The organism is Salinisphaera sp. LB1, assembly GCF_003177035.1.
Lineage (GTDB): Bacteria > Pseudomonadota > Gammaproteobacteria > Nevskiales > Salinisphaeraceae > Salinisphaera.
On the sequence record NZ_CP029488.1, the window covers coordinates 2,523,994 to 2,546,347 of the forward strand.

At 65.4% G+C, this 22,354-nt stretch carries 17 protein-coding genes and 2 pseudogenes; 13 read left to right on the forward strand and 6 right to left on the reverse strand.

The genetic code is table 11. The annotated features are described in order from the left end of the window. Positions 1–15: 15 nt before the first annotated feature. The 5 genes from SALB1_RS11370 to SALB1_RS18775 form a co-directional block, all read right to left on the reverse strand. Positions 16–966, reverse strand: coding sequence for a hypothetical protein (locus SALB1_RS11370; protein WP_109993977.1), 951 nt, complete (start codon positions 964–966; stop codon positions 16–18). Between the two features lie 7 nt (positions 967–973). Next, complete coding sequence (locus SALB1_RS11375) at positions 974–1,975, reverse strand: diacylglycerol kinase family protein (protein WP_109993978.1); 1,002 nt, start codon at positions 1,973–1,975, stop codon at positions 974–976. Between the two features lie 78 nt (positions 1,976–2,053). Then, positions 2,054–2,860: a nucleotidyltransferase family protein gene (locus SALB1_RS11380; protein ID WP_158590715.1), complete on the reverse strand. Its 807-nt coding sequence runs from the start codon at positions 2,858–2,860 to the stop codon at positions 2,054–2,056. Next, positions 2,857–4,005, reverse strand: coding sequence for an N-acetyltransferase (locus tag SALB1_RS11385; protein WP_109993980.1), 1,149 nt, complete (start codon positions 4,003–4,005; stop codon positions 2,857–2,859). Before SALB1_RS11385 ends, SALB1_RS11380 begins: the two co-directional genes overlap by 4 nt. Positions 4,006–4,228: 223 nt before the next feature. Beyond that, positions 4,229–4,444: a hypothetical protein gene (locus SALB1_RS18775; RefSeq protein ID WP_145961306.1), complete on the reverse strand. Its 216-nt coding sequence runs from the start codon at positions 4,442–4,444 to the stop codon at positions 4,229–4,231. Between the two features lie 96 nt (positions 4,445–4,540). Here SALB1_RS18775 and SALB1_RS11390 point away from each other — a divergent pair, with 96 nt between their 5' ends. The 12 genes and pseudogenes from SALB1_RS11390 to SALB1_RS11435 all read left to right on the forward strand — a co-directional run bounded on the left by SALB1_RS11390 (position 4,541) and on the right by SALB1_RS11435 (position 18,848). Then, the gene (locus SALB1_RS11390) at positions 4,541–6,322 is read left to right on the forward strand and encodes a fatty acyl-AMP ligase (RefSeq protein ID WP_109993981.1); all 1,782 of its coding nucleotides are present in this window, start codon (positions 4,541–4,543) and stop codon (positions 6,320–6,322) included. Positions 6,323–6,328: 6 nt separating this feature from the next. Further along, positions 6,329–6,994, forward strand: a pseudogene (locus tag SALB1_RS19710) (NAD-dependent epimerase/dehydratase family protein); the annotation flags it as partial. A gap of 409 nt (positions 6,995–7,403) precedes the next feature. Then, positions 7,404–7,523: a hypothetical protein gene (locus SALB1_RS19715; protein ID WP_304572175.1), complete on the forward strand. Its 120-nt coding sequence runs from the start codon at positions 7,404–7,406 to the stop codon at positions 7,521–7,523. A 143-nt stretch (positions 7,524–7,666) separates the two neighbouring features. Next, positions 7,667–8,713: pseudogene (locus tag SALB1_RS19720) on the forward strand (aminotransferase class I/II-fold pyridoxal phosphate-dependent enzyme); the annotation flags it as partial. Between the two features lie 59 nt (positions 8,714–8,772). Then, positions 8,773–9,552, forward strand: coding sequence for an SDR family oxidoreductase (locus tag SALB1_RS11400; RefSeq protein WP_109993983.1), 780 nt, complete (start codon positions 8,773–8,775; stop codon positions 9,550–9,552). A 33-nt stretch (positions 9,553–9,585) separates the two neighbouring features. Then, the gene (locus tag SALB1_RS11405; RefSeq protein WP_109993984.1) at positions 9,586–10,347 is read left to right on the forward strand and encodes an aspartyl/asparaginyl beta-hydroxylase domain-containing protein; all 762 of its coding nucleotides are present in this window, start codon (positions 9,586–9,588) and stop codon (positions 10,345–10,347) included. 62 nt (positions 10,348–10,409) lie between these two features. Next, positions 10,410–11,348 (forward strand): lysophospholipid acyltransferase family protein, encoded by a 939-nt coding sequence (locus tag SALB1_RS11410; RefSeq protein ID WP_109993985.1) that lies wholly within the window; start codon positions 10,410–10,412, stop codon positions 11,346–11,348. Between the two features lie 189 nt (positions 11,349–11,537). Beyond that, a complete protein-coding gene (locus SALB1_RS11415; RefSeq protein WP_145961307.1) occupies positions 11,538–13,832 on the forward strand; it encodes an ELM1/GtrOC1 family putative glycosyltransferase in 2,295 nt (764 codons plus the stop codon). Beyond that, positions 13,822–14,859, forward strand: a complete 1,038-nt coding sequence (locus SALB1_RS11420; protein ID WP_109993987.1) for a mitochondrial fission ELM1 family protein — start codon at positions 13,822–13,824, stop codon at positions 14,857–14,859. The genes SALB1_RS11415 and SALB1_RS11420 overlap by 11 nt, the downstream gene beginning before the upstream one ends. 58 nt (positions 14,860–14,917) lie before the next feature. Continuing rightward, entirely contained in the window at positions 14,918–15,640 is a 723-nt protein-coding gene (locus tag SALB1_RS11425) for a hypothetical protein (RefSeq protein WP_109993988.1), read from the forward strand. Further along, entirely contained in the window at positions 15,633–16,649 is a 1,017-nt protein-coding gene (locus tag SALB1_RS11430; RefSeq protein WP_109993989.1) for a sulfotransferase family protein, read from the forward strand. The genes SALB1_RS11425 and SALB1_RS11430 overlap by 8 nt, the downstream gene beginning before the upstream one ends. A 555-nt stretch (positions 16,650–17,204) precedes the next feature. Then, positions 17,205–18,848, forward strand: coding sequence for an ABC transporter ATP-binding protein (locus SALB1_RS11435; RefSeq protein ID WP_145961308.1), 1,644 nt, complete (start codon positions 17,205–17,207; stop codon positions 18,846–18,848). A gap of 16 nt (positions 18,849–18,864) precedes the next feature. Here the strand turns inward: SALB1_RS11435 and SALB1_RS11440 are convergent, their stop codons facing one another. After that, positions 18,865–19,320, reverse strand: coding sequence for a DUF721 domain-containing protein (locus SALB1_RS11440; RefSeq protein WP_158590716.1), 456 nt, complete (start codon positions 19,318–19,320; stop codon positions 18,865–18,867). A gap of 197 nt (positions 19,321–19,517) precedes the next feature. On the opposite strand from SALB1_RS11440, the gene secA reads away from it, so the two are divergent. After that, positions 19,518–22,328, forward strand: coding sequence for a preprotein translocase subunit SecA (gene secA / locus SALB1_RS11445; protein ID WP_109995398.1), 2,811 nt, complete (start codon positions 19,518–19,520; stop codon positions 22,326–22,328). Positions 22,329–22,354: the final 26 nt, after the last annotated feature.

A 22,354-nucleotide genomic window follows, 5' to 3' on the forward strand; every position in this document is an offset into this window, starting at 1 on the left:
GCGGCCCAGTCGGCGTTAGCGCAACACGCCGTCGCGATACAGTCGCCACAGTACCGGCCAGGCATAGATCAGCGGGTGGCGCCGCAGCTGCGGGGTGACCTCGATCGCGACCCCGGTGTGCCGTTCCAGTTTCCAGGCGGCGTAGTCGATTGCGTTGTCGAAGGTGAAGCAGGCCTTGGCCAGCCGCAGGACGGAAACCGCTCGTCCCGCGGGCGCCCGCAGCCGCCAGGCGCGAAGGGCGTGTCGGCGTTGGGCGGCGCTTGGCCGCCAGGCAATACGACCGTCCGCGCATTGCTCGGTCTCGAACGCCAGATGGGCGCGTGCCGTGTGCAGACGGCGGGCGTATTCGGGGCGATCGTGTTCGGCGATGCGCAAGCCGCGTTCGCCCCCCTCGGTGCGCAACTCGCCGCCGTAACTGAGCATGAGTGCGGCGCCAAACGCTTCGGCGGGCAGCATGGGAGGGGGCAGTGCCGGCAGGCTCTGGTCGAGCAGGGTGATCACGGCCTGGCCGCAACAGGCGCGAACCGCCTGGCGAATGCCGTCATTGGCGGCGTACACGATGGCCACGGGTTGCGCGAACCGCCCCCAGAGACTCGACAGCCAGCCGCGGGCGACGCCGTCGCGCAAATCGTCGAGGGTGACTACCGCGTACTTGCAGCGCAGTGTCGTCGCCGCGGTCCCGCACTCCAGGTAATAGACATTTGGTGGCAACAGTCGGTTGGCCGCGGCAGCCGCGCGACTGGCGTGCGCCGCGCGGTAGCGATCGACCACCACATAGAAATCGACCAGCCCCGCGGTCGGGTCGCCGCCGCGCAGGCAGGAGCCGTAGTACACGATCGCGCGCACGGCTTGTCGATGACGCCGTCGCACCGCCTCGATCAGCGGCCGGAGCGCGTCGACCTGCCCGCTTTCGCACGGGCCGGCTATGGCCTGGAGGGCGGCGGCATCGGCACGTGGTTGATCCATGGCGCGATCAGAGACTCAGAAAGGGAACATGGCCGGCCACGGACAGGCGGACCGGGCCGTCGTCGGGGCGACTGCGATAAAATTCGCCGTCGACGATGAATCCGTCGTCGAACGCCAGTCGGAGCTCGTGGCTGTTGTGGCTGACGTAGCCGGCGCCTTCCGCGGCCTTGAAGCCGCGCGACCAGCCACGCGCGACAAAGGGCAGGCGCAGCAGGAAGCGCGAGGCATTCTGGCTGATCGTGGTCCAGGCGATCGGGGCCTGTTCGCGGCCCCAGAACGGGTGGAAACTCAGGACCAGCCGATCGAGGGTCGAAGCCACCATCAGCAAGGTGGGATCGTCCACTGTGCGGCCTGCGTCGTCGACCAGGCGAATCCGGGTCGGGGCGAAATGCCGGCGGTCCTGCAGGGCTACGGATTTGAGGAAGCGCAGGAACGCCAGGCCCGGGCCGGCCTCGCCCCGAAGGCCTTTGCTATGCAGGTTCTGCTGGGTGTACTGAACGGCGTGGTGCACCGCGCCGACACCGAAAAACATCCCGCATACGGCGGGTTGGCTGTCCGAGGCCTGGATGCGCAGCACGGCGCGATCGGCGATCGTGGCGCGGCTTTGCCGGCCGCCCGAGGCCGCCCAGTCGAGCAGGGGCTGCCAGCCGCGACGCCGTACATCGACGAAACCCACGTCGCGGGCGGTCATGTTGGTGCTGCCAGTGGGCACGAGGGCGAGTACCGGCAGCGTATCGAAAAGATCGTCGAGCAACACATGACTGAGCACGCACTGCACGGTGCCGTCGCCGCCGGCCACGGCCAGTGTATCGACGCCGAGCGCGGCCAGCTCGGTGACCGCGCGCGCGATATCTTCGGGTTGCTTGGCCTCGATGGCGGGGACGTCGGTCGGAACCGGATGTCGCCCCCAGCGCCGCCGGTGGCGACCGCTCTGCGAGTTGTAGATGATGCCCAGTCGCCGCGGCGCACGCTGCGGATATGACGCGGACAGACCTTCGGTTTCGGCCATCGGCGGATCGGCGTTCAGTAAAAACGCCTAGTCTATCTTAGTTGTCGGCAGGCGCTGGCCGCGGGCGCAGCCGAAGACTCAGCTGCCGGCGCGCAGAATCGCCTCGACCTGGCGCAGGTCGGCGACTGAATCAACGTCGACGGCGGCATTGGGCTCATTCAGTAGTATCGGCCCGGCCTTCAGGCCATGGCGTTTCGACAGCCCGTTGAAGGCAGCCTCGAGTGACAGTGCGCGCGCGGCATAGCGTGCCAGCGCGACCCAGCCGAGCATGCCGGCGACGATACGCGCGGGATGCTTGCGTTCGTTCTCGACCTGGCGCCAGCGTTCGACCAGGCGGCGCCCGGCCGGGCGGTACACGGCGAACAGGTTGCAGCCGCAGTAGGCGCCTGGGCCCAGCCGGGTCGCGGTGCGCCGGCTGGCGGGATAGGCCGCCCGGACGCGCGCGTAATCCACCAGGCCCACGCCGAGATCGAGATCGCGATCCGGTCGGCACATGGCGGCGACCATGTCGGGGGTGAGTAATGCGTGGTCGGCCGTAGTGATGAGCGCCGGCCGCCCGACGGCAATGGTGTCGAGCGCGGCCAGGGCGCTGGCCACGGGTGAGAGCCCGGGCGCGATCCAGCGCGCATCGGCCGCGGCGATCAGCGCGCGCAATGCGGGGTTGGTATCGACGATGGCGGTGTCCGGGCCGACCACGCGGCATTCGCTGATGTCGTCGCAGCGCGCCAGCGTATCCAGTACCCGGCCCAGCAACGGCTGGCCGGCCACGTCGGCCATTGCCTTGCACCCGGCGCCGGTGGCGCGGGCCACGGGATCGTCGGCGCCGCGGTCGCCGGCGAGGACGATGGCAACCCAGCCGCGAGTATCCGCGTCCTGCCCGGTCACAGTGCCTTCCGGTAGATCCGATAGGTCTTGTAAGCGCTGGCGCCCAGACGCTCGATGATGTCGCGCATGCCCTTGTTGTCCTCGAGAATCCACGACAGCTCACAACCGGTGGCGCCGTGCTTGCGCAGGCTGGTCTGCATGGCAGCGATTACACCGAAGGCCAGGGCGGCGCCGAGCGGGCCATCCTGGTAGGCCTGGCGCACGCCCATCAATGGTACCCGGGAAGTCTTTGGGAACCGCACCTTGAGCCGCCACAGCAGTTTCGCCACCGCGACCGGAGATAGGCGCCCGTCCAGATCGCGCGCGGCCTCGTTGAGGTTGGGCAGGCCGACGATGAAGGCGGCCGGCGTTCCGTTCACCTCGGCGATCTGTACCAGGTCGTCGGCGATCAGCAGTTTGAGTGTATTGCCCATGTCGCGGAATTCGGCCTCCGTGAACGGCACGAATCCCCAGTTGTTGGCCCAGGCGTCGTTGAAGATATCGCGCAGGGTGTCGAGTTCTTCGGTATAGCGCGAGCGGTCGATTGGGCGGATGCGCATGCGGGATTGATAGCGCGCGAGCAGCCGCTGCATCGCCTTCGGGTGCTCGAAGGCCAGGTCGACCCAGTAGGCGAGCGTGTCCACGGCCTTGCTGTACCCCTCGGCTTCCACGTGGGGCGCGTAGTAGTCGCGGCCGTGGCCCATCATCATCATGGGGGGCGTGTCGAAACCGTCCACGAGCAGGCCGCATTCATCGTTGATGGTCAGATTGAAGGGGCCGTGGACGGCGTCCATGCCGCGCTCGGCCAGCCATGTTTCGGCCGTCGCGAGCAGGCCGGCGAAGACCCGGGGGTCGTCGATCGCCTCCAGCATGCCGAAGTAGCCGACCCGGTCGCCGTGTTCGCGTTCGCGCAACGGATCGATCTGGGCGGTGATGCGGCCGACCGGCCGCCCGTCGATCCACGCCATCCAGGCCTGCCAGTCCAGGTGCTCGAACGCAGGATTGTGCTTCGCCGACAGATGCATGCGCCGTTCGATATGCAGTGGCGCGCGCCATTCCTTGCGATCGGCATAGATCGCGTGCGGCAGGCGTATGAAGCGCTTGAGATCGCGGGTCGACGCGATCGGCGTGATGGTGACGGAGGAGGATTGTTCGCTAACTGCCATGAGTGGGTCCCGGTCGTTCTCGCGCGGGCAATATACGTCAGGAGTATGTCCAGCGACCAATGCATGCCCGGGCCGGCCGCACCGGCCGTGCCGCGTTAACGTCCCGGTATTTCTATTTTAACGGAAAATTAATGACCGCTCTGGCAGCATCCGCGCGCAGTCGAGCGGCGTAGACCCCGTTGTCGGTGACCCGACAACCCGCGGTGCCCTCGCATTCACCCCTTCACAAGCTCGTCGGCGCTTCATGCCTAGTGCAAAAGCCGCCGATTTGCAGTAAAATTTGAGGATTGATGGCACGTGCAACAATGGTCGATCGGGGGCCGGGCCGTTCAGGCTGTGTGCCGGTGCGGTTCTCGACAATAAATGCGTCGGTTGGAGTGTCTGTCAGCCAGGCTGGCGGCCAGTCGAATTTTATCGGCGGGCGGTCGGTGGCGGCCATGATGCCGACGTGGGCCGTCCCGTCCCACGCTTGCGATATGACAACGCCACTTACGTTTGGGGTTGCCCCACGTTCGTTCAGAAAACAGGTAAATCGATGATCAAGCCAACGCCCACGGAACAGTGGCTATCGATGCGTCGGGGCGATTTCGCCTCGCTTGGAGACGCGCTCGACTACGCGGGCGAAGGCGAGACGGGTTTCAATTTCTATACCGGTCGCGGTGAATTGTCCGACGTGCTCAGCTATGCCGATCTGCGCCGCCGAGCGCGCGATACGGCGCAGCGGTTGATGTCGCTCAATCTGGGCGAGGGCGCGCGTGTTGCGCTCGTCGCGGATACCGTGCCCGGTTTCATGGTGTGTTTCTTCGCATGCCAGTACGCTGGCTATGTACCTGTCCCGCTGCCGGTGATCGTGGGTCTGGGCAGTCGGGATGCCTACATCCGCCAGCTGCGTTCGCTGCTTCAGGGGTGTCATGCCGACGTGGCCCTGGCGCCCGAGGCGTTCATGAGTTTTCTCGAGTCCGCCGCCGATGGCATGACGCTGTCGTTTCTCGGCAGTTACGACTCCCTGGATACGTTGTCGCCGGCCCAGGCTGAATGGCCGGCGTCGGACGCCACCCGTACGGCCTATCTGCAATACACCTCGGGCAGCACGCAGTTTCCGCGCGGGGTAGTGATCTCCCAGGCCCAGGTGATGCAGAATCTGTCCAGTATTCTGGAATTGGGCGTGCAGATGCGCGCCGACGATCGTCTGGTGTCGTGGCTGCCGCTGTACCACGACATGGGGTTGGTCGGTTTCATGCTGGCCGCGCTGACCTCGCAACGATCGGTCGATTATCTGGCGACGCGCGATTTCGCGATGCGTCCGCGTCAGTGGTTGTCGCTGATCAGCCGCAATCGCGGCACGATTTCGTTCAGCCCGTCGTTCGGCTATGAGCTGTGCTCGCGCCGTATCCGGCACAATGCCGACGATTTCGACCTGTCGAGCTGGCGGATTGCCGGTGCCGGCGCGGAAACCATTCGGCCGGACTCGCTGGATCGTTTCGCCGATACTCTGGCGCCCGCCAAGTTCGATCGCCGGGCTTTCGTGGCGTGCTATGGCATGGCCGAGTGTTCGCTGGCGATCAGTTTTGCGCCGCTGGACCGAGGGTTGGCGGTTGATCATGTCGACGCCGAGGCGTTGGCTGAATCCGGGGCCGCTGTGCCGGCCTCGTCCGAAAGTGATCAGCGGGCGGCACGTTTCGTCGAGTGCGGCGAAATCCTGCCCGAATACGATTTCGAGATTCGCGGCGACGCGGGTGAGGCGCTGGGTGAGCGCCAGGTTGGCACCGTGCATGTGCGCGGCCCGAGCGTCATGTCCGGCTACTTCGAACAGCCCGAGGAGAGCGCGCGCGTGCTTTCGGATGACGGCTGGCTCAATACCGGCGACCTGGGTTATCGCATTGGTCGCCGCATCGTGATTACCGGTCGCGCCAAGGATCTGATCATCGTGAATGGCCGCAACATCTGGCCGCAGGATCTCGAGTGGCTGGCCGAGTCCCAGCCCGAGCTGCGCCCGGGCGATGCACTGGCCTTCGCGGCGCCGTCCGAATCCGGCAGCGATGGCGCGGTGCTGGTCATCCAGTGCCGGGTGCGCGATCCGCGGGATCGCGAGGCCTTGATCAAGCGGCTGGAAGGGCTGATGCGTCGCGAGTGTGGCGTCGAGTGTCTGGTCGAGGCGGTCGAACCGCATACCCTGCCGCGAACGTCGTCGGGCAAGCTTTCGCGGGCCGGCGCACGTCGTGACTATATCGAGCGGCTGGCCGAGCGGCTCCAGCGTCGACAGGCGACTTCGTCCGCCGAGGCGGCTGTGGTCGAAAGCGATCGACAGGCCGGCTAGAGTCTCGTGGCGGTTGTAGCAGTCACGGGCGCCACTGGCTTTATCGGGCGCGCCACGGTCGGCGCGTTACGCGCCGCCGGGCATCGGGTCCAGGCGCTGGCGCGCTCGCCGGAGGCCGCTGGCGCGATCCGTGCCATGGGCGCGATTCCGGTGCGTGGCGATCTGTCGAGTCCGGAGCGGTTGGCCGAGTTGGTATACCGCGTCGATGCACTGGTGCATTGCGCCGGCCAGGTTCGTGGCCTGTCGCATCGGGATTTCGCTGAGGTCAATGTGGCCGGTAGTGCGCGCCTGTTCGCGGCCGCGCACCGGGCTAGCTGCCCGGTGCTCGCCTTGTCGTCCCTTGCCGCACGCGAGCCCGCGCTGTCGCACTACGCGCTGAGCAAGCGCACCATGGAGTGCCTGCTGGCCGAATCCGATGCGCCGGTGCCGGCCTTCGTGCTGCGCCCGCCGGCGGTCTATGGGCCGGGCGATCGCGAGCTGGCCCCGTTGTTCGAGGCCATGGGGCGGGGCTTCGCGCCGATTCCTGGCAATCCGCGCGCCAGGGTTTCGCTGATTCACGTGCATGATCTCGCTGCCGCGATCGTGGCCTGGGTCGCGGGCGGCGCGCGCGCGAGCGGGATTTTCGAGATTCACGACGGCCAGGCCGGCGGCTACAGCTGGGACGATATCGTGGCCATCGCGGGGCGGCTGCGCGGCGCGCCGATCCGCCGCCTGGTATTGCCGGTGAGCGCGCTGCGGGCTACGGCTGCGCTCAACAGTGGTTGGGCGCGCCTTGCGGGGCAGGCGCCCATGTTCACGCCGGGCAAGCTGCGCGAGCTGCGTCATGCCGACTGGGTGGCCGACAATGCCTCGCTGGCCGGCGTCATCGATTGGCAACCGCAACTGGATCTGCAGGCGGGTCTGGCCGCAACCTGCGACTGGGCCGGCGCTTCGCCCGACAACGGATCAAACGATGAGCAACCGCTACGACGAAATATACGCCCATCTGAACGAATTGCTCGTGCCTTTCGTGCCCGCGGGCACGACGATCGAGCCCCAGACCCGGCTGGTGGACGACCTGGGGCTGGACTCGGTCCAGGTGATGGAAGTGTTGATGGAGCTCGAGGATCGGCTGGACGCCTCGATTCCGATGAACTTCCTGCCGGACGTCGAGACGATGGACGACCTGGTGAAAGCGATGAACGACAGTCTGGCGGCCTGAGTCTGTTCGACAAGTTCGAGCCGATCGCCCGCGTGCGTCGCGACATCGAGGCCTCGGGGATCGATCCCCTGGGGGTGCCGATCGAGCGTATCATTTCGGCCAGCGAGGGTGTGATCCGGGGGCGGCGCATGATTCTCGCCGGCACCAACAATTATCTCGGCCTGACCTTCGACGACAATTGCGTCGAGGCGGCGGTCGCCGCCGTGCGGTCCCAGGGTACCGGCACCACCGGTTCGCGCATGGCCAATGGCTCCTATGACGGGCATATTGCGCTTGAAGCCGAGCTCGCCGCGTTCTACGGCATGGGCCACGGGGTCGTGTTTTCCACCGGTTATCAGGCCAATCTGGGCATGCTGGCGGCCTTGGCTGGCCCGCGCGATACCGTGATGCTCGATGCCGATTGCCACGCCAGCATCTACGACGGACTCAAGCTCGGCGGCGCCCGGACGCTGCTGTTCAAGCACAACGACCCGGCCGATCTCGACAAACGGCTGGGGCGGCTTGGGGACGCGGCGGCGCATACGCTGGTGGTGGTCGAGGGCATTTACAGCATGCTCGGCGACATGGCCCCGCTGGCCGAAATCGTCGCGGTGGTCAAAAGGCATGGCGCTGCTATCCTGGTGGACGAGGCCCATTCCATGGGCATCGTGGGCAAGCGCGGGCGCGGCGTGGTCGAGGCCGCCGGTGTGATGGATCAAGTGGATTTCGTGGTTGGCACGTTCAGCAAGAGTCTGGGCGCGGCCGGCGGGTTCTGTGTGAGCCCGCACCCCGAACTCGACATGATTCGTTATGCCAGCCGTCCGTATATCTTCACGGCGTCCCCGGTGCCGTCGGTGATCGCCTCGGTGCGCGCGGCGCTCGCGCGCTTGCGCGATGACAACAGTCTGCGCGATCGCATCTGGGACAACGCCAATCGCCTGCATCGCGGTTTGTCACGCGCTGGCTTCACACTCGCAGCACCGCCTGGCCCGGTGGTGGCGGCGATATTCGAGTCGCGCGCGACGGCGCTTGGTTTCTGGCAGGGGCTGCTGGATCGCGGCGTGTATGTGAACCTGATGCTGCCGCCGGCCACCCCGGCCGGGAAATGCCTGATTCGAGCGAGCCTCAGTGCGGCGCACAGCCGTGGGCAGATCGATCATATCGTGGCGGCCTTCAAGGATATCGGTGCGCCGCTGGCCAAGGCGGTGTAAGCGTCCGTGAGCCGCCCCCTCCCGCCGTTTCTGCGCGCCGATAGCGGGTGTCGGAGCCCATGAGCCGGCCCCGTCCGGCAAGTCCGGAGGTGACGCTGATAACAGGCGCCTCGCAGGGGATTGGCTATGCTCTGGCCCTGGAATTGGCGCGGCGTGGCGATACGGTCGCCGTTCTGGCGCGTCGCCGGGCCGAACTGGATGAACTGGTCCGGCGCATCACCGTCGAGGGCGGGCGTGCACTGGCGGTGACCGCCGACGTGACCGACCGGGCCGCACTGGCTGCGGCGGCGGATCGGGTGCGGGCCGAGTTCGGCCCGATTACGCGTCTGGTTGCCAACGCCGGCGGCGGATCCTCGACCCACGTGCGGCACTACGACGCGCAGGCGGTGGAAGACACGGTTCAGCTCAATTTGATGGGGACGGCCAACGCCGTCGGCGTGGTTCTCGACGACATGCTCGCCGCCGGGCACGGGCATCTGGTGGCCATGGGCAGCCTGGCGGCGATGCGGGGATTGCCGACCGCGGCCGCGTACTCGGCGGCCAAGGCGGGCGTGGCGAACTTCATGGAAAGCCTCGCTATTGATCTGCGTCATAGTGGCATCGACGTAACACTGTTAGAACCAGGGTTCGTGGCCAAGCCAGATTCGAAAAAGCGTCGAGGTCGAATGCGCATGCCGTTGTCTATCGCCAGCGCCCGGATGGCAACGGCCATCGTCGCCCGTCGGCGCTACTGGCGCGGCCCGACTGGTCTGGTATTTGCCGCCAACATACTGCGATTGCTACCTTTTTCGGTCTACAGTCGAGTGCTGGCCGGGCGAGGTCGGAGCGCCGATTCGTGAACATGCATTTCGACTACAACAGCGAGGCTACTTATGAGTGCTGATTCGTCCGGTATCGCCGGATTTCGACGCAAGGCCGTCAAGCGTTTCGGCAAGAAGCTGTTCCGCGGCACGCTGATGGATTTTCTCTCCGCCCAGTCCAAAATCCCGGACGAGCCGGTGCTCGACAACGCCTTGTTCCCCTGGGCCGAGGGCGTACGCCTGCAGTGGACGGCCATGCGTGACGAACTGGATCAACTGTTGGAGCGGCGCAACGCGCTGCCCAGCTTCCAGGAAATCAGCCCGGATCAGTCACGCATCTCCACTGACGATCAGTGGAAGACGTTCTGGCTGCACGGGTTCGGTGAGCGCATGGAGTTCGGCCGCAAGCTGTGTCCCGCCACATCCGCCGCACTCGATCAGATCCCCGGTCTGTCGAATGCCTTCTTCTCGATCCTCGGACCCGGCAAGCATATTCCGCGTCATCGCGGTGTGACCAAGGGACTGGTCCGCTGCCATATCGGGCTGCGGGTGCCCGATTCGTCCGAGCCATGTCTGATTCAGGTTGAGGACGTAGACTGCCACTGGAAGGAAGGCGGTATGTTCTTTTTCGATGATACCTATCGGCATGAAGTCTGGAACAAGACGGACGGCGAGCGCGCTGTCCTGTTGTTCGATATCGAGCGGCCCATGGGGCTGCCGGGCCGGGCCGTGTCGCGGGCCATGATCGCGGCGCTCAAGCGCACCGCGTATTTTCGCGATGCCATGGCCAACCAGCGGGCATGGGAAGCGCGCTACCGGGCGGCCACGGCCTAGATCGATGGGGAGCAAACGTCGATCCGGACGCTAAAGGCAATCGATCGATGAGGGGATGATCCATGGCGCGATTCTATTTTTCGGGCCGGCGTAGTCACGAAGTCGGCACATGGCGACGTCGCTTGATGTGGTGGAGTGAGGCGGCGTTGCTGAAGAGCCTCATCGGCCTGTTGCGCGTACTGCCGTTGAAAACCGCATTTGCGTTCGGCGCAGTGCTCGGGGAAGGCTTCGGGCGTCTGTCGCCGCGGGTCGAGAAGGTGCGCCGCAACCTGCGCGTGGTGTTCCCGGAGGCCGGCGGCGAGGAGCTGGACCGGGTTACCCGTGCGTCGTTTGCCAATGTCGGCGTGGCCATGGCCGAGCTGGCCAATCTCGACCGGTTGTGGCGCGATCGCGATGAGCGCATCGAGTTCAATGTGCTGCCCGGCGCCCACGTGCCGCGCCGCGACCGGCCGAGCGTGTTCGTGACGGCGCATTTCGGCCCGTGGCAGCTCACACCGTTGATCGGGCGCTATTACGACGTCCCGCTCCCGGTGATCTATGCCCCGGAACAGAACCCCTATGTCGATCGGACACTGAATCGCCTGCGCGCGGCCTTTGCCAATCCGCTGGTCTCGCGTGATGGCGGCATGCGCATGTTCATGCGCTCGTTGTCGCGGGGGGAGTCGATCGGCATGACCGTTGACACCCGTCTGGACAGCGGTGAAGTGGTGTCGTTCTTCGGGCAACCGGCGATGACCAACACCGCGCCGGCACGACTGGCGTTGCGCTTTGATTGCGATTTGGTGCCGATACTGGCCGAGCGCCTGCCCGGCGGGCGGTTTCGTGTGAACATTCACCCCCCGATCGTGCCGAGCCAGCCCGAGGCCAGCCGCGACGACAAGGCGCTGGACATGAGTCGCCAGATCAACGCCCTGTTCGAAAGCAAGATCGCGCGGCAGCCAGACCAGTGGCTCTGTCTCAGGCGGCGCTGGCCGGAGACGGTCGAGCAGCAGCACGCTTAGGCCGCGGCCGGGCCGTGACAGATACGACAATCGGGTATTGCAGAGGTAGAGCGCGTGGCAATTCGAACCAAACGGGTGGTTGAAACGTTCCTGGCGGGGGATCTGCGGCACGCAGAATCCGTTCAGACCCGCCCTTTATGTCTGAAGCTGCCGCCCAAGCCGGGCGTCACACCCAGCGATAAACCGGCCGTGCGCATTTTTCTTGGCACCGAGGCCGTGCAGTTTCGTGCCGAACGCGCCTTCGTGTGGTCGGTTGAGCGGGTCCGTGATCCGTCGCGGACCTACGAAATCCATCTGATGAAGGATTTCGCCGGTTTCGAGCGGCGGCTCTGGCTGACGGGCTTCACCAATTACCGCTTCATGATCCCGGAGCTGGCCGGTGGCCGTGGGCGCGCGATCTATAACGACGCCGATCAGATCTATCTGCGTGACCCGGCCGAACTGTTCGATCTGGACATGGGGGATGCGGGCGTGCTGTCGATCAACGACCGCGATACGTCGGTCATGTTGATCGACTGCGCGAAGATGATCGATCTGTGGAATGGCACCACCGCCCGCAAGGTCGGCAATCGCGAGCTGGAAAAACGCATGCGCGAGGCCGGATTGTGGGGCGATCTGGATAACAGCTGGAATGCGCGCGACGCCGAGTACGTGCCCGGTGAGTCCGGGCTGGTGCACTACACCACCATCCATAGCCAGCCCTGGCGCCCGACGCCACAGGACTTCGTCTATCGTGCGAACCCGGCCGGCGAGATCTGGTCGAGCATCGAGCGTGAAGCCGATGCCGCCGGTTTTCAGGTGTTCGGCCCGCGTCATCCCACGCCGGATTTCGCCGCGCGGGCGTCGCAGCGGCGCTTCGAGAGTCCGTCCGCGGCGCGCCTGGCCGATTTCAAACGCCTGATCGAGGATGCGGAGGCGGGCTCGATGGCGTATTACGGATACGATCGCCCCGAAAGCCTGGCCACGCTTGGCGATATGCCCGCCCGCATGGCGCGGCCGGAAAGCCTGGCCGACGGCGCGGCGCGTGAGCCGGTCGATGTGGTGGCCGCCGATGGGCTGGCGCAGCTCCCGGATCCGGACGTGGCGTGGGTGCTTGATTCGCTGTTCGCTCAGGCGCGTCGTGCGGTGATTGTTGCCGTGGCCATGGATGATAGCGCGCAGCGCGCGACTCCCGCCGATCCGCTCTGGTGGTATCAGCAGCTCGAGGCAGCCGGTCGGCGCGCCCCGACCCGGCATTGGCGCCTGGTCGTACGCAAGCCGCGCCTTGCATGTGCCCCGAAGGTATGGCGCTGGTCCGGCGGGGCGCTGCTGTCGACCACGCCGCGGGTATGGGCGCTGCTGCACTACAAGACGGGGCATCGCAGTCAGACACTGGGCCTGGCCGAAGCGCTGGGCTGGCGCGTCGAGCGCAAGGAAATCGTGCGGGCGCCGCTGCGTCATGGCCTGGCGATGGCGCGCGATGCGGTCGGTCTGGGCGGCCCGGGGTGGCCGGGCGACCTGAAGGCCCCTTGGCCGGACGTGATCGTGGCATCGGGATGGTTGCCGGCGGTGGCAGCGCGCGCCGTGCGCAAGCGCAGTCGAGCCGCCTCGCGGCTCGTTCTCATGGGTCGCCGCGGCGGCCGTGTCGGCGAAACCCAGGATATCGCGGTGGTCTGCCGTCATTTCCGCGTGCCGCCCAGTCCGCGTCAAATTGAAACGATCCTGCCGCCGAACAAGGTGGCCGCGAACCAACTCGCGGCCGCGCGCGAGCGCTGGCCCGAGCTGTTTCCCGCCGATCGTACGCCCCGGGTGGTCTGGCTGGTCGGCGGCGATAACGCACAGCACGCGCTGGATGCCACCACGGCGGGCGCACTCGCCGCACGCATTCAGTCGCAGACGACCGCGGCCGGCGGGGCGTTGGCGGTGTTGACCAGTCGTCGCACCCGGGGCGAAGCGGCTGAGGCGATACGCGCCCGGCTGGACGAGGCGGCGCAGTTTGTGCCCTGGCAGCCCGCAGGTGAGGATGAGAATCCCTATATCGGGTATCTGGCTGCGGCCGATATCCTGGTCGTGACCGGCGAGTCGGAATCGATGATTGCCGAAGCCGTGGCCGCCGGCAAACCGGTCTATATCGCACCGCTGCCCGATGCCCGGCCAAATCTGCGGCGGCGTGTGGCAGACTGGGTTGTACGTCAGGCCGAGCGTGATCGCTTCAATGCGCGCGGTTCGCGCCGGCCCCAGGAGGGGCTGCAGTATGCCTGCGCGCGTCTGGTCGATCGGCGCGTGTTTCTGCCGAGGCGCGATATGGCGGCCTTGCACGAATCGTTGGTGGCCCACGGCGTGGCGCGCATGCTTGATGACGCGCTCGAGTGCTGGCGGCCGTCGGCCTGGCACGAGACCGAATGGCTCGCCCAGCGTATTCGCGCCATGTTGCGAATTCCGGATGCCACCGGCCAAGGGGTCGATGTCGAAGCCGAGCCGATTGCGGCCATCCATGCCGGCTAGCGGGCAGGCCACAGAGCCGCCGCGGGTATGGGTGCTGCTGGGCGAGGGCGCCGGCGGGAACGCCCAGATGATCGCGCTGGCGGAGGCGCTCGGCTGGCCCTACGAGACACGCCAGTTGTCGTGGAACCGGCTCAATCATCTGCCCAACCCGATCATCGGCGCCCGGGCCTGCACGCTCGACCGGGCCGCCGATACGCTGGCCGCGCCATGGCCCGATCTGGTGATAGCGGCTTCGCGCCGCTCGGCGCCGATCGCGCGCTGGATCAAGAAACAATCGGGCGGGCGGACGAAACTCGTGCATCTGCTGCATACGCAGATGCCATTGCATCATTTCGACCTGGTGGTCACGCTGGCCCAGTTCCGTGTGCCGGATGCGCCCAACGTGCAGCGCAACACGCTGCCGCTCAACGTGGTGGCGCCCGAGCGGCAGGCCGAGGCTGCCGATCGCTGGCAGGGCCGGCTGGCCGCGTTGCCGCGCCCGTGGATCGCGGTGCTGGTCGGTGGCAACAGCTCAAGCTACAGGCTGGATGCCGCCACCGCGGCGCGCCTTGGCCGGCAGGCCGATGCCGCAGCGCGCGAGGCGGGCGGGAGTCTGCTGGTCACGACCAGCCGGCGTACCCCGACCGCGGCAGCCGAGGCCCTGGTGGCAGCGATTGACGTGCCGGCGGAGATCTATCGCTGGCGATCGGGCGATGCCGACAACCCATACGGCGCGTTCCTGGCGCTCGCGGATCGCTTCATTGTCACCGGCGACAGCGCCTCGCTGCCGGCCGAGGCTGCGGCCACCGGCCGGCCCGTGCGTTTGTTCGAATGGCCTGCGAAAAAACAAGTCAGGCGTGGATCCGGCACGCTCGCACGCTGGCATCAGCGGCTGGTGTATTGGGGCTGGTTGAAGCCTCGCCGCGATTTCGGCGCCTTTCATGCCACCCTCCGGGCGGCCGGTTTGGTCGATAACGCGACCCCGGCCGCCGTGCCGGACGACATGGCGGCTACCGTGGCTCGCATCCAGGCGCTGTTCGCGAATTGAATGCATTTGGACGTGGCCTTATTCTTTCTTCCCCCTGACGCGACTTGGCGTGTAAGTGATGCAATATCTTGACTTCGAACGACTGTCCCAGATCGAAACCAGCGAGTTCCGGAACGCGTATCCCTATCCCTGGCTCAATCCGGCGGCACTGTTGACCGACGCGGCCTACGACAAGCTGTACGAGACCCTGCCGACGGTCGACCAGATGGTTCCCAGCTTCGGCGTGAAACGCTCGCACGGGCAGAAGCCCCATGACCGCTACGCGCTGGAATACGACGAAAGCCTGGATATTGATCCAGCCTGGCATCAGTTCGTCGCGGAACTGAAGAGCGACCAGTACCACGCGTTTATCAAGCGAATGTTCGGTCGCGGCCGTTTCAAGCTCAATTTCCATTGGCACTATGCCCCGACGGGCAGCTCGGTGTCGCCGCATTGCGATGCCACACGCAAGCTGGGTTCGCATATTTTCTATTTCAGCCCGCCGAGTGTCTGGAAGCCGGAATGGGGCGGCGATACCGTCATTCTCGATGACCACGGGCGCTTCAGCCGCAAGTCGGCACCGGATTTTTCGGATTTCGATCAGGCGTTCGCCGGCGAGAGCATCGGCAACTACAGCCTGCTGTTTCAGCGCCAGGAACGCTCCTGGCACGGGGTGCGCGAGATCAATTGCCCCGAAGGCATGTATCGCAAGGTTTTCATCGTGGTGATCAACGATCGTCTGCGCGCCGGCATCCGGCGGCTCAAGGGACGCCTGGCGGGGGAAGCGCGCCGGGATGTCTGAGCCGGTACGACGCGGCGACGACATCGGCGCGGCAGCGCCGCCGCCCGATCCGGAGCGCGCCACGGTCGTCGTGGTACTGGGCGCTGGTCGGAGCGGCACTAGCGCGATCACGCGCGGCCTGGCCGCGCTCGGCGTCGATCTCGGCGATAAGCTGCGCGCGGGCAGCGGCAAGAATCCGACCGGGTTTTTCGAAGACCTGGACTGTCTGGCGATTGCCAAGAAGCTCAAGCAGCGGCTCGGTATTCGCGGTCACAGCCTGCGTCTCATCGATGAGGCCGAGTGGCACAAGGCCGGGCTGCAATCGCTCGTCGCCGAGGCCGCCGGGCTGTGGCGGCCGCGCTTCGGTGCCACGCCGCTCTGGGGCTATAAATACGCGCGTACCTTGCGCACGCTGCCCTTCTGGGCGCAGTTGCACGATGCACTCGATCTGGACGTGCGCTATCTCGTCGCGCTGCGCAACCCACTGTCGGTGGCCCGGTCGCGCGCCCGGATCAACCCGCAGCGCGGCCGTCAGGTCTGGTCCGACCTGGAGTGGCTGGTCAATGTCGTTCCGTATTTCGCTACCGTCATGGAGCGGCCGTGCGCGGTGGTGGACTTCGACCGGATGATGGCCGCGCCGCAAGCCCAGCTCGCCCGGGTTGCCCGCGATCTGGGATTGCCGACAGGCGCGGCCGAGCGTGCCGGCATCGAAGAGTACGCCACCCGGTTTCTACAGCAGGACAAGCCCAGCACGCGGTTCACACGCGACGACCTGTGGGCCGACCCGCAAGTCAACCGCTGGACCGCCGAGGGCTACACCTTGTTGAACAAGGTGGCGAACGACGAACTGCGCCTCGACGATGCCGAGTTCGTCGACCGATGGTCGCACGTGCACGCTGCGGTGACCGACCTCGGCCCGCTGTTGTCCGAATTCGATTACCTGCGTGGCCAACTCGTGCGCGCAGGTTGGAATCCGGCGAGCCCTTTCGAGCAGGCACGACAGGTCTGGCGGGATCTGCGGAGTCGTTAGCTGCCCAGCAGGTCGCCGGGCTGAAAAACCAGTGGCTCCGGACTCCATGCCGCTTGAGCGTGAAAATCGAACGGGTTCCGTCCCTTTAACGTCTTGAGTTTTGGCCTCCAGTCGGGAGCGATGACAGACGGGGCGCGACCGCACTCGTCCGGATGTGCCCCGCTGGCGGCCTGTCTTTCGGTTGCTGCCGGATTTTTCGTTGATCAGGCCCGGGCGGGCGCGCCCAATATTCAGGGTAGCCGGCTCACTTTTTGGCCCCCAGACAGCATGCGAGTCGCCGTTCCCGGATTTCCCGGAAACGAAGTCCTCTGTATTTGATGTACCGGCGCTTGGAAGCGCTGGTGTTTCGGCATTGCCGCGGCAGTGCAATGCAGGCCATGTCTTCCGGGTTAAACTACCCGGCAGTTGCAAGGGACGAATCGACGGATGCCGTGATGGGCAAATCTGTATGTACAATACAGATATTATGCTAGTAGGTTTATTTTTGTGCGAATAATTCAAGACCTTTTCAAACGCTACCCGGGACAGTGTCTGATCGTTTGGGTCTGTCTGGTGGTGTCGAGCATTGCTGAAGGTCTGAGCCTGTCGACACTGCTGCCGGTGCTGTCGATTGCCACCGGCAATTCGTCGCACATGGTGAACGGCAAGACTCAGGATTTTCTCAGCCAGGGACTGCACTGGCTGTCCATCAGTCCCACGGTTGCGGCCATGATCGGTATCGTGCTGGTGGGGCTGGTGTTCAAGGCCGTACTCACCCTCTTGGCCTATCGGCAGGTCGGCTATACCGTGGCGGCGATCGCCACCGAGGGGCGGTTGAAGTTTCTGCGTGCGCTATCGTCCTCGCGCTGGGAATACTTCCTCAGTCAGCGTACCGGCCGACTGTCGAACACAATTTCGACCGAGGCCTCGAACAGTGCCGATGCCTTTCAGAGCATGGCCAATCTGGTCTCACTCGCCTCGCAATCGGCCGTGTTCCTGTCGGTTGCATTGCTGATCAACTGGAAGGTCGCTGTGCTGGCCATGCTCATTGGCGCGGCTATCTTCGGCCTGCTCAAGATCATGGTGTCCATATCGCGCGATGCCGGTGCGCGCCAAACGAATTCGTTCCAGCAACTGATGGCATTGTTGACCGATTCACTGGCTTCGCTCAAGCCGTTGAAGTCGATGGCGAGAGAAGGCCAGATCGATCGCATGCTGGAGCGCCAGACACGTGAGCTGAACAGCGCCCTGCGGACCCGGGTCATGGCCCAGGAGGCGCTCAAGGCACTCCAGGAATTGCTGATCGGGGCGGTTCTGGTCGCCGGCGTCGGGGCTTCGCTGCTGATCTGGAAGTTGCAGCTGTCCGAGATCATGGTGCTCACCATTGTGCTTGCGCGCATGCTGACGCGTTTGAGCAAGGTGCAGCAGGAATACCAGAAGATGGCATCGCGTGAGGCGTTTTACTGGGCCATGTACGAGCAGATCGAAAATGCCCAGGCGGCTCGGGAGATGCCGTTCGGCAGCCGTCAGCCGAGCCTGGAGCAGGGCGTCACGCTGGAGGACGTGGGTTTCGGCTACCAGGGCAAGCAGGTTCTCAGCGATATCAATCTGCGGATCCCGGCCGGCGAGTTCACCACCCTGATCGGGTTTTCCGGTGCCGGCAAGACCACGCTGGTCGATTTGATCATCGGGCTGTTGCGTTCCGACGAGGGCCGGATTCTGATCGATGGCGTGCCGATCGACGAGATCGACATCCAGGCCTGGCGTTCGATGATCGGGTATGTGCCGCAGGACACGATCCTGTTGCACGACACGATTTACAACAATGTAGTGGTCGGCGACGAGAGCCTGTCCGAGGAGGCCGCCATCGAAGCACTCAAGCGCGCCGGTGCCTGGCGCTTCATCAGCGCTCTTGCCGACGGTATTCACACCAATGTCGGCGAGCACGGCGGGCGGTTGTCGGGCGGTCAGCGTCAACGCGTGGTCATTGCCCGTGCGCTGGTGCATCAGCCCCGCCTGCTCATACTCGACGAGGCAACCAGCGCGCTCGATCCGGAAACCGAGGCGGCGGTGAGCGCCACGCTGGCGGATTTGGGCAAGGATTACACGATCCTGGCGGTGTCCCACCGCGCCGCTTTGACCGAACGTTCGAACCGGGTGTATCGCCTGGATCAGGGGACGGCGCGTCTGGATACGGTGCCGACTCGCGCCAGCGCCTGACGGCGCGCGGGCGGTTTCAGTCCGGCGGTTCGCTGCGCCCGGCGGCCGCCAGTCGCCGCAAGGCCTCGGCCAGCGCGGCGTCGTCGATATAGGCGGCAGTCTGTTTCAGGTGTTTCTGCGTATCGGTCGACAGATAACGCGCGCGTTGTACGGGCCGGAAGGGCCCGAGATTGACCGGACGCACCTTGATGCGAATCCCGTTCACCTGCAGCTGCATGCGCTGGGCGAGCGCGCGCGCGAGCTGTTGTTCCATGTAGCGAAGACGCGTTGCCCAGGCGGCGCTGGCGACATGTAGCCGCAGGTGGTGGCTCTCGTAGGCCGCCACTTGTATGTGCGGCGCGGCTGCTTCGGGCAGGATCTCGAGCAGCGCGGCGCGAATGCGCGCCAGAAAACGTGCCCGCCCGAGGATATCGGCTACATCCGGGGCGGCGATGTGCAGCAGGGACTGGATTGATTGCGGAGCCGACCCCATGTCCTGATGTTGTAATGAGCGTTGGGCATCAATCGTAGCAGTTCGGATCGGCGGAGGCGGGCGGTGTGGCATCGTCCGGCGCAGCACGACCGTGCGGCGAGTACGGTCGGTGTCTTAAAGCGATGCACCGGCTGCGTTATCATCCGTCTTTTGCCGACAATCCGTCGGCCGCCGGCCGGGCCAGACCACGAGGGTTCATGAGCAATTTTCTGACCAAACTGATCGGCAGTCGCAACCAGCGCGTCGTCAAGCGCATGCGCAAGGTCGTCGATGCCATCAATGCCCGTGAGGCCGACTTCGAGGGGGTGTCAGACGAGCAGCTGGCGGCCAAGACCGAGGCGTTCCGCCAGCGGCTGGCAGACGGGGCGAGCCTCGACGACCTCCTGGAGGACGCCTTCGCCGTGGTGCGCGAGGCCGCCAAGCGTGTGCTCGGCATGCGTCATTTCGACGTGCAATTGGTCGGTGGTCAAGTATTGCACCAGGGCAAGATCGCCGAGATGAAGACCGGCGAGGGCAAGACGCTGGTCGCCACGCTGACCACGTACCTGAACGCGCTCGAGGGCAAGGGCGTGCACATCATCACGGTCAACGACTATCTGGCCTCGCGCGACGCCGAGTGGATGGGCCGGCTATATCGTTTCCTCGGCTTGAGCGTCGGCGTGATCTATTCGGGCCAGGACACCGAATCCAAGCGGGCCGCCTACGCCTGCGACATCACCTACGGCACGAATAACGAATTCGGCTTCGATTACCTGCGCGACAACATGGCCTTCACGCCGGAGGACCGGGTTCAGCGCAAGCTCAATTATTGCATCATCGACGAGGTCGACTCGATTCTCATCGACGAAGCGCGCACGCCGTTGATCATTTCCGGCCCGACCGACGACGACCCGGAGACCTCCCAGCGCGTCGACAAACTGGTCAAGCATCTCACCGAGCAGGAAGAAGAGGATGGCCCCGGTGACTATGCCAAGGAAGAGAAGAACAAGCAGGTTCATCTCACCGAGGAGGGTCACCAGAAGGTCGAAAACCTGATGCGCGAAGCCGGCCTGCTGGCCGAGGACGAGTCACTCTACGACGCCAACAACGTCGCCCTCATGCATCACATGAATGCGGCCCTGCGGGCGCACGCGCTGTATACCAAGAACATCGAATACATCATCGCCGACGATGAAGTGGTCATCGTCGATGAATTCACCGGGCGGACCATGCCCGGACGGCGCTGGTCGGACGGCCTGCACCAGGCGATCGAGGCCAAGGAAGGCGTGCCGATCCAGAAAGAGAACCAGACCCTCGCTTCGATCACCTTCCAGAATTTCTTCCGGTTGTACGACAAGCTCGCCGGCATGACCGGCACGGCCGATACCGAAGCCTTCGAGTTCCAGTCCATCTACGACCTGGAAGTGGTGGTCATTCCCACCAACCGCCCCCTGCAGCGCAAGGATCTGCCGGACCAGATCTACATGACCGGGCGCGAGAAGTTCGAAGCGATCGCCGACGAGGCCCAGCGTGCCAGCCAGGGCGGCCAGCCGGTGCTGATGGGCACCGCGTCGATCGATGCCTCGGAAGTGCTCTCGCAATTGCTCAAGCAGCGCGGCATTCGGCACGAGGTATTGAACGCCAAACAGCACGAGCGCGAGGCCGAGATCATTGCCCAGGCGGGGCGTCCGGGCGCGGTGACCATTGCCACCAACATGGCCGGCCGGGGTACCGATATCGTGCTCGGCGGCAATATCGAGGAAGCCATCGAAGCGCTGGATGAGGACGACGAAGCCGGCCGCCAGCATCTGCGCGACGAATGGCAGAAAACGCACGAAGCGGTAATCGAGGCCGGCGGCCTGTATGTCATCGGCTCCGAACGGCACGAATCGCGGCGCGTCGACAACCAGCTGCGCGGCCGCTCCGGCCGTCAGGGCGATCCGGGTGCGTCGCGCTTCTATCTGTCGCTGGAAGACAGCCTGATGCGCATCTTCACGCCGCCGCGACTGCGCTCCATGCTGCAGAACCTCGGGCTCGAAGAGGGCGAGGCGATCGAGCACAAGTGGGTGACGCGGGCGATCGAGAATGCGCAGCAGAAAGTCGAGCGTCATCACTTCGATATCCGCAAGCAGCTGCTGGAATACGACAACGTCGCCAACGACCAGCGCCAGGTCGTCTACGAGCAGCGCAACGAGATCATGGATGCCGAGGACATCTCGGATCTGGTCGAGAATATCTGGGCGGATGTGGTCGACGAGGCGATCTCGGAATACATCCCGCCGGCCAGCCTCGAGGAACAGTGGGATGTCGAAGGCCTGGAACAGGCCATCGAGCGTGATTTCGGCGCGGAACTGCCGGTCCAGAAATGGCTCGACGAGGAGGATCATCTCGACGAAGAGGGCCTGCGTGAGCGCATCAGCGAGCGCCTCAAGGCGGCCTACGAAGAAAAGCGCGAGGCCGCGGGCGCGGAGAATATGGCCCAGATCGAAAAGGCTGTGGTGCTCCAGGTGCTCGATTCGCTCTGGCGCGAACATCTGGCCGCGATGGACTACCTGCGCAAGGGCATCCATCTGCGCGGCTATGCCCAGAAGGACCCGAAGAACGAGTACAAGCGCGAAGCGTTCGAGATGTTCAACAACATGCTCACGCGCTTGAAGCACGAGGTCGTGACGGTGCTTGCGCGCGGTCGCGTCGACAGCCAGATTACCGAGGAAGCGCGCGAGGACCGGCGGCGTCAGATGGCGGATCTGCAGTTCCAGCACGAAGAGGCCGCGTCGGCCGCCGAACAGGCCGTCGCCCAGGCGCAGGCCGCTGCCGGCGCTGCCCCGCCCGACATCGAGCTCGAGTCCGCAGCCCAGGCCAACCTGCCGGGTTCCGGCCAACCGGCTGGCGCCGGTCCGGCGGCGGGCGAAGACGAGCCATTGCGGCCGGATACCTTCGTTCGCGACGGTCGTAAGATCGGCCGTAACGAAACCTGCCCGTGTGGCTCCGGAAAGAAATACAAGCACTGTCATGGCCGCGATGCATGACGCCACGCCCTGTTTTTTCGCGCCAC

Bases quoted from the DNA above. Each gene is read 5' to 3' on its own strand.
- SALB1_RS11375 (WP_109993978.1), bottom strand. From the start codon at position 1,975: ATGGCCGAAACCGAAGGTCTGTCCGCGTCATATCCGCAGCGTGCGCCG.
- SALB1_RS11430 (WP_109993989.1), top strand. From the start codon at position 15,633: ATGTCTGAGCCGGTACGACGCGGCGACGACATCGGCGCGGCAGCGCCG.
- SALB1_RS11385 (WP_109993980.1), bottom strand. From the start codon at position 4,005: ATGGCAGTTAGCGAACAATCCTCCTCCGTCACCATCACGCCGATCGCG.
- SALB1_RS18775 (WP_145961306.1), bottom strand. From the start codon at position 4,444: ATGGCCGCCACCGACCGCCCGCCGATAAAATTCGACTGGCCGCCAGCC.
- SALB1_RS11405 (WP_109993984.1), top strand. From the start codon at position 9,586: ATGAGTGCTGATTCGTCCGGTATCGCCGGATTTCGACGCAAGGCCGTC.
- SALB1_RS11390 (WP_109993981.1), top strand. From the start codon at position 4,541: ATGATCAAGCCAACGCCCACGGAACAGTGGCTATCGATGCGTCGGGGC.
- SALB1_RS11425 (WP_109993988.1), top strand. From the start codon at position 14,918: ATGCAATATCTTGACTTCGAACGACTGTCCCAGATCGAAACCAGCGAG.
- SALB1_RS11440 (WP_158590716.1), bottom strand. From the start codon at position 19,320: ATGGGGTCGGCTCCGCAATCAATCCAGTCCCTGCTGCACATCGCCGCC.
- secA (WP_109995398.1), top strand. From the start codon at position 19,518: ATGAGCAATTTTCTGACCAAACTGATCGGCAGTCGCAACCAGCGCGTC.
- SALB1_RS19715 (WP_304572175.1), top strand. From the start codon at position 7,404: ATGGAAGTGTTGATGGAGCTCGAGGATCGGCTGGACGCCTCGATTCCG.
- SALB1_RS11400 (WP_109993983.1), top strand. From the start codon at position 8,773: ATGAGCCGGCCCCGTCCGGCAAGTCCGGAGGTGACGCTGATAACAGGC.
- SALB1_RS11370 (WP_109993977.1), bottom strand. From the start codon at position 966: ATGGATCAACCACGTGCCGATGCCGCCGCCCTCCAGGCCATAGCCGGC.
- SALB1_RS11420 (WP_109993987.1), top strand. From the start codon at position 13,822: ATGCCGGCTAGCGGGCAGGCCACAGAGCCGCCGCGGGTATGGGTGCTG.
- SALB1_RS11410 (WP_109993985.1), top strand. From the start codon at position 10,410: ATGGCGCGATTCTATTTTTCGGGCCGGCGTAGTCACGAAGTCGGCACA.